Source organism: Microbacterium sp. BF1 (assembly GCF_019279095.1).
Taxonomy (GTDB): domain Bacteria; phylum Actinomycetota; class Actinomycetes; order Actinomycetales; family Microbacteriaceae; genus Microbacterium; species Microbacterium maritypicum.
In genome coordinates this window covers 1-6,381 of sequence record NZ_JAGYWT010000112.1, presented here as the reverse complement: position 1 = coordinate 6,381, position 6,381 = coordinate 1, and the positions used below count along the sequence as shown (strand labels likewise).

General features: G+C 68.7%; 8 protein-coding genes and 1 pseudogene. 1 reads left to right on the top strand and 8 read right to left on the bottom strand.

Going from position 1 to position 6,381, the window contains the following annotated elements; genetic code table 11:
• Positions 1 to 220 (top strand): ATP-binding protein (locus KZA10_RS06040; RefSeq protein WP_256934469.1); only part of this gene is annotated, 220 nt, incomplete at its 5' end.
• A 250-nt stretch (positions 221 to 470) separates the two neighbouring features.
• Here the strand turns inward: KZA10_RS06040 and KZA10_RS06035 are convergent.
• The 8 genes and pseudogenes from KZA10_RS06035 to KZA10_RS06000 form a co-directional block, all read right to left on the bottom strand.
• Positions 471 to 1,304, bottom strand: coding sequence for a DUF559 domain-containing protein (locus KZA10_RS06035; RefSeq protein ID WP_218682412.1), 834 nt, complete (start codon positions 1,302 to 1,304; stop codon positions 471 to 473).
• The gene (locus KZA10_RS06030; RefSeq protein WP_256934468.1) at positions 1,283 to 2,602 is read right to left on the bottom strand and encodes an FAD-dependent oxidoreductase; all 1,320 of its coding nucleotides are present in this window, start codon (positions 2,600 to 2,602) and stop codon (positions 1,283 to 1,285) included. The genes KZA10_RS06035 and KZA10_RS06030 overlap by 22 nt, the downstream gene beginning before the upstream one ends.
• Before the next feature lie 64 nt (positions 2,603 to 2,666).
• On the bottom strand, positions 2,667 to 3,728 hold the full coding sequence (locus tag KZA10_RS06025) for a polyprenyl synthetase family protein (protein ID WP_218682411.1): 1,062 nt from the start codon (positions 3,726 to 3,728) through the stop codon (positions 2,667 to 2,669).
• A gap of 46 nt (positions 3,729 to 3,774) precedes the next feature.
• Positions 3,775 to 3,927, bottom strand: a pseudogene (locus KZA10_RS06020) (class I SAM-dependent methyltransferase); the annotation flags it as partial.
• A complete protein-coding gene (locus KZA10_RS06015; RefSeq protein WP_256934470.1) occupies positions 3,884 to 4,162 on the bottom strand; it encodes an ATP-binding cassette domain-containing protein in 279 nt (92 codons plus the stop codon). The pseudogene KZA10_RS06020 and the gene KZA10_RS06015, both read right to left, overlap by 44 nt.
• A complete protein-coding gene (locus tag KZA10_RS06010; protein WP_055875340.1) occupies positions 4,159 to 5,067 on the bottom strand; it encodes an ABC transporter permease in 909 nt (302 codons plus the stop codon). Before KZA10_RS06010 ends, KZA10_RS06015 begins: the two co-directional genes overlap by 4 nt.
• Entirely contained in the window at positions 5,064 to 6,125 is a 1,062-nt protein-coding gene (locus tag KZA10_RS06005) for an ABC transporter permease (protein ID WP_055871404.1), read from the bottom strand. Before KZA10_RS06005 ends, KZA10_RS06010 begins: the two co-directional genes overlap by 4 nt.
• An 11-nt stretch (positions 6,126 to 6,136) precedes the next feature.
• Positions 6,137 to 6,381: hypothetical protein (locus tag KZA10_RS06000; RefSeq protein ID WP_218682413.1), on the bottom strand; the 245-nt coding region annotated here is incomplete at its 5' end.

Sequence of the window (6,381 nt, the reverse complement as noted above, 5' to 3'; positions counted from 1 at the left end):
CCCCGCCATCCGCGACGAGCTCTTCGCCCGCTTCGCCCGCGGTGACAGCTCGCGGGCCCGGCAGACCGGCGGCACGGGCCTCGGACTCGCGATCGCGAAGGCCATCGTCGAGGGCCACCACGGCCTCATCACCGTGACCAGCGAGCCCGGCGACACGACCTTCACCGTCCGCATCCCCATGAACCCGGCGACGACCGGCGACGCCCCCGCGGAGGCGTGAGAACCCCGCACAGTCGCGCGGGGCCTCGCGCCCTCGTTCCTCGCTCCCCACACCCCCACACCCCCACACCCGCACACCCGCACACCCCGCGCTCCCCGCTCCCCGGCACACCCGCACTCCCTGCACATCTGTCGGGAGATTGCTCGTGGACCGGCGTGTGGGGGCTGTTTCCTCCCGACATCCGGACGATCTCCCGACAAGCGCACGCGTCGAGGTCGAGGGGAGGGACGGGCCGGGACCAGCGCCCACGTCAGCCGCGCTCGCGCAAACGCACGACGGCGGCGATCACGGCAGCCTCGACGGTGGGCCAGGCATGCACGATCTGTGCATAGTCGAATCGCAGCGTCTCGTACCCCAGCGCCGACGCCGCGGCATCCCTCACCAGATCCCGGTGGCGGTGCGCAGAGCCCGCGTGGTTGCCCTTGCCGTCGGCGTCGAGGATGAGCCTGTCGTCGACCACGAAGTCGACCCTCCCCACGGTCGGGATCGTCACCTGGCAATCCAGCCTGATCCCGTGCACATGCAGCCGCAGCCGCAGCAGCGACTCGAGCCCGCTGTCGGCATCCGATCTGGCCAGATCGACGAGCCAGTGCGCCCGAGCCGGCAGTCGACTCCGGATTCGTCGGCGTGCGGCCTCGGAGATCAGCCGCTGCGTGAGCGACGACTCGAGCGCGGCGAAGAACGCCTCGTCACCACCGCAACGGTAAACATGGACGAGCACCTCTTCGAGCGGTGCGAGTCCGACGCCCGCGCGACCCGCGTCGTAGTGCCCCACGCATTCGCACTCGTCGTGGTGAGCACGACCTCGCCCGCCGAGCCACACGTGAACGGGACCTTCGTCGTAGAGACACCATACGCCGTGCAGTCGCAGCGCATGTGCACAGGTGAGCGCACCGCCGTGTCGTGCGGCTTCCACGAGGTGCACATTCGCCTCCGGCACGGCGAACACCCCAGGTCTCACGCGCTGAAGCGCGCCGACACGCACCTCGTCCGCGCGCATCCGACGAGTGATCCCATACTTCTGGAGCAGGGTGCCCCGGACGACTCCGCCGTGTCGGGCGGTCACGAAAGCGGCACTGAGCATCCGTCGATCCTGCACCTCCCGTGCTCGTGGCGGGGGCCGAGCATCCGGATATACGGGCAGATTCGATTCACGCATCGACTGTGCAGGAACAGAGGTGCCGTCCACCCGTCGGGAGTCCGGGCGGATGTCGGACGAATCGCCGTCGGATCACCCGACATTCGCCCGAGCTCCCGACAGGCCAGCCCCACGGGGCCGCGCTTGATCCATCCGGTCGCGTAGATGCCGGGCACGCGTTCGTTCGAGTCCTTGGCGAGCACCTGACCCTCACGGTTCGGGATGACACCGTGCTTCTTGTCGAAGGGAACACCGGGAAGCGGCGAGCCGAAGTAGCCGATGGCACGGTACAGCGCCTGGAGGGGCACCTCGCGCAGCTCTCCCGTGCCGACCGCGCCACCCTGGCCGTCAGGCCGGGTGCGCTCGTACACGAGGGCCGCGACGCGACCGTTGTCGTCCTTGCGGACCTCGACCGGCTTCGCCCAGAAGTGCAGGTGCAGGCGTCGCGACGCCGTGCCTCCGGCGTTGTTGACCGAATCGCGCTTGCGCCAGGACTGCAGGATGCGGTCGATGACCATCACCTGCTTGTTGCTGGCGACGGCGTCCTTCGCGGCGTCGTCGTAGTCGAAGTCCTCGTCGTAGACGACCATGTCGACATCGCGCAGTTCGCCGAGCTCGCGCAGCTCGAGCGGCGTGAACTTGACCTGCGCCGGTCCGCGACGCCCGAAGACGTGCACGTCGGTGACCTGGCTGGCCTTGAGGCCTTCGTAGACGTTGGCCGGCACCTCGGTGACGAGCAGGTCCTCCGCGTGCTTGGCCAGCATGCGGGCGACATCGAGGGCGACGTTGCCGTTGCCGAGCACGCCGACCGAGGCGGCATCCAGCGGCCATTCACGCGGAACATCGGGGTGGCCGTCGAACCAGCTGACGTAGTCCGCAGCGCCGTACGAGGCGACCGCATCGATGCCGGGGATGTCCAGCGACGTGTCGCGGATGGCCCCGGTCGCGAAGATCACCGCGTTGTAATGCTTCTTGAGGTCGTCGAGAGTGATGTCCTCGCCGAAGCGGACGTTGCCGAACAGGCGGATGTCACCACGGTCGAGCACGTCGCGGAGGGCGTTGACGATGCCCTTGATGCGCGGGTGGTCGGGCGCGACGCCGTAGCGCACCAGCCCGTACGGTGCGGGGAGCTGCTCGAAGAGGTCGATCGAGACGTCGAACTTGCGCTCCGCCTTCAGCAGGATGTCCGCCGCATAGATGCCGGCGGGGCCCGCACCGACGATGGCCAGTCTGAGCTTGGTCATGGGAGGTCCTTTCGTATGCCGTCGCAGAGCGGGCGCGCAACCCTGACGGGCCGCACGCACAGAGTCAGCTGGAGCGTTCGGCGAGGGTCTCAGCGAATCGGGTCAGCGCCTCGCGCACAGTGCCGCGAGGGAGCAGCTGGAGAGCGTCGACGGCATCCCGGGTCCACGCGTGCGCGAGCTCGAGGGTCTTCTGCGTCACCGGGTGGTCGCGCAGCGCGTCCAGCGGCCCGTCGAGGATGGCGGGGTCGGCTCCGTCGGCGATGAGGGCCACACCCTCGTCGATGCGGGCTGCGAGGTCGATGGCGTCCGCGTCTCCCTCGGCCTTGAGCAGCAGGTAGGGCATGGTCGGAACGCCCGCACGCAGGTCGGTCCCCGGCACCTTGCCCGTCTCCTCCGGCTTCGCCGAGAGGTCGATCACGTCGTCGAGAAGCTGGAACGCGACGCCGATCTTCTCGCCGTACACGCGTACCGGCTCTTCGTACTCCGAGGGGGCGTTGGAGAAGATCACGCCGCCCTGCGTGGCCGCGGCGATCAGGGAACCCGTCTTGTCGGCGAGCACCTGGATGTAGAACTCGATGGGGTCGTCGCCCTCTTGCGGGCCCAGGGTCTCATGCATCTGACCGAGCACGAGTCGCTCGAAGGTGTCGGCCTGGAGCCGGATGGCGCGTTCGCCCAGCCGGGACATCAGCTGGCTGGCGCGGGAGAACAGGATGTCGCCCGTGAGGATCGCGATGTTGTTGCCCCACACGGCGTGGGCGGCGGGTACTCCGCGGCGGCGGTCGGCTCCGTCCATGACGTCGTCGTGGTACAGCGAGCCGAGGTGCGTGATCTCGAGCGCCTTGGCCACGTCGATGACCTCGGGGGTGTTCCCGTCGCCGAGCTGTGCGGCGAGGAGCGTGAGCACCGGACGGATGCGCTTGCCGCCGGCCTCGTACAGGTAGCGGCTGGCGGCGTCGGCCAGTGGATCGGCGACGCGGACGTCGTCTGCCAGTCCGGTCTCGACGAGCTCCAGCCCGTCTTCGATGGCGCGCGCGACACGTCGGGCGGCAGGACCGATGAAGACGCGATCGCTGAAGCCGAGACGGCTCGCCAGTCGCGAACCCGGGGCGATGTGGCTCGAAGTCACGTTCCCAGCCTACCTTCGTCGGATGTCACGGTTTCGCCCGGAAGGTTCACTCCGGCTTGCGCGCTCTGTGCAGGGCCACGATGCCGAAGGTGAGGTTGCGATAGGCGACCTCGGCCCAGCCCGCCTCGCGGATCCAGGCGGAGAGTCGCTTCTGGTCAGGCCATTGAATGATCGACTCGTTCAGATAGTCGTAGGCATGCCCGGGTGCCGCCGAGCAGGATCGATCCCCCGGTACGGGCCTGACGCGGCAGCAGTCCCAGAACGGCGAGCGAGGTGAGGGTCTTGCCGGACCCGGATTCTCCGGCCAGACCGTGGATGCGACCCGCCTCGAGTTCGAGGGAGACACCCTTGACGAGCGGACGCCCGATGTCGACCGTCAGATCGCGGATGCTGAGCGTCGCGTCCTGCTGTGCGACAGCGTTCTGGGCACTCATGCGGCCACCCCCGCCGACGCCTTGTGCTCCGCAGCCTTCTCGTGCGTGATCTCGGCTGTCGGGTCGAGCACGTCGCGCATCGCATCTCCGAGGAAGTTGAACGCCAGCACCACGGTCAGGATCGCGAGACCCGGGAAGACCCCGAGCCACCAGGCGTCGAAGTTCTGCATCGCACCCGAGATCATCGACCCCCACTCGGCCGTCGGCGGTTGCGCACCGAGACCGAGGAAGGAGAGTCCGGAGAGCAGGAGGATCGCCGCGCCGATGTCGAGCGTCGCCAGCACCAGGACGGGGCCGGCGATGTTCGGGAGGATGTCGACGAACAGCGTGCGTGCCGGCGAGTGCCCGAGCAGTCGTCCCGCGATCACGTAGTTCTGGCCGCGGAGCCCCAGCACGATGCTGCGCGTGACACGGGAGTACTGCGGCCACGACACCACGATCGCCGCGATCACCGCGTTGAACAGCGACGGGCCGAGCGAGGCCGTGACCACCATCGCGAGGATCACGGTCGGGAAGGCCATGAACAGGTCGGTGATGCGCATGAGCGTCTCGTCGACCCAGCCGCCGAAGTACCCGGCGAGCGCTCCGATGAGCGTGCCGATGATCATGGCCGCGATCACGAGCATGAGGGCGAGCGGCAGGCTCACGGTGGCGCCGGTCATCAGGCGGGAGAAGATGTCGCGTCCGTTGCCGTCGGTCCCGAGGAGCGTGTCGATCCCCGGAGGCTGCAGGCGCGGCAGCACCTGCGCGTTCGGCGGGTACGGGACCCACCACTGGGCGGTGAAGGCCACGATGATCCAGGCTCCGGCGATGACGGTGCCGATGATCCCCAGCGGCGTGCGCCAGGCGCGGGGCCAGCGGAAGCGGAAGCGCCCGGCCGGGGAGGCGGCGGCGATGCGGCTCATGCGATCCTCACTCTCGGGTCGAGCACGCCGTACAGCAGGTCGACGATGAAGTTGATGAGGAGGTAGATGACGCCGACCACGAGACCGACGCCCATGATGCCCGGCAGGTCGAGGTTCGCGGCGGAGTTGTAGGCGTAGGTGCCCAGGCCCGGCCAGGCGAACACCGACTCGACGAGCACCGTGCCCGACAGCAGAGCGCCGAACGCGACACCCACCACCGTGAGGATCGGCAGCGATGCTCCCCGCAGCACGTAGTCGAGGATCACCCGCATGGCCGGGAGCCCCTTGGCTCTGGCGGCGCGCACGTAATCGCTCCCGAGGACCTCGAGCACCGAGGTGCGGATGAAACGGGTGAGCAGACCGATGGTCACGAGCGAGAGCACCATGACGGGAAGCGCGAGGTGGGCGAGGGCGTCGAAGAAGCCGACGGCGTCGCCGCCCAGGAGGTAGTCGACCGTGTAGAGCCCCGTCACGCGCGGCGGCGGCGTGATCGACGGGGAGATGCGGCCGGATCCCGGTGCGATGCGCAGCTCGAGGAAGAAGACGTAGAAGCTGACGAGTGCCAGCCAGAAGGTCGGCACGCTGAGCCCGACCAGCGTCACGACGCGGATGACCTGGTCGGTGACGAGTCCGCGACGGTAGGCGGCGAGCGTACCGAGCACGATGCTGACCGCGAGGCTGACGATGATCGCCCCGATCGCGATCTCGATGGTCGCCGGCACCGCGGTGGCGAGGTCGCTGGTGACCGGGCGTCCGGTCACCAGCGACGTGCCGAGGTCCCCGCGCAGCAGGTTCCCCATATAGATGAAGTACTGCACGAACAGTGGCTGGTCGAGACCGTGCTCCTTGATGAACGCGTCACGCGTCGCGGGGTTCTGCGACGCACCCTCACCGAGCGCGGCCGAGACCGGGTCTCCCGGCACCAGGTTGGTGAGCGCGAACGTGACGATCGTCACGCCCACCAACAGGAGCAGGGAGGTGCCGGCCCGCCGCAGCAGGTATCCGAGCAGAGGCGATCGGCGCCGCTGCGCCTGCCTCTGCACCGCCACTGTCGTCATGAGATGTCCGTTCAGCCGGCCGGCGTGATCTCGGCGATGTCCATCTCCCAGACGGAGTTGTACACCGCACCCTTCACGCTGTCCGCGGAGGAGATGTTGCGACCGGGGACGATCAGCGGCACGAACGGGCCCCTGCAGCGCGGTAACGAGGCTGTCGCGAACAGCATCGGCAGTGCGCTCAATCGGAAGATGGCCGAGGACCACGTAGCGTGTGGTCCTTTCAACGAGTGTCGCGACGGCTGAACCGCTGCCGGCG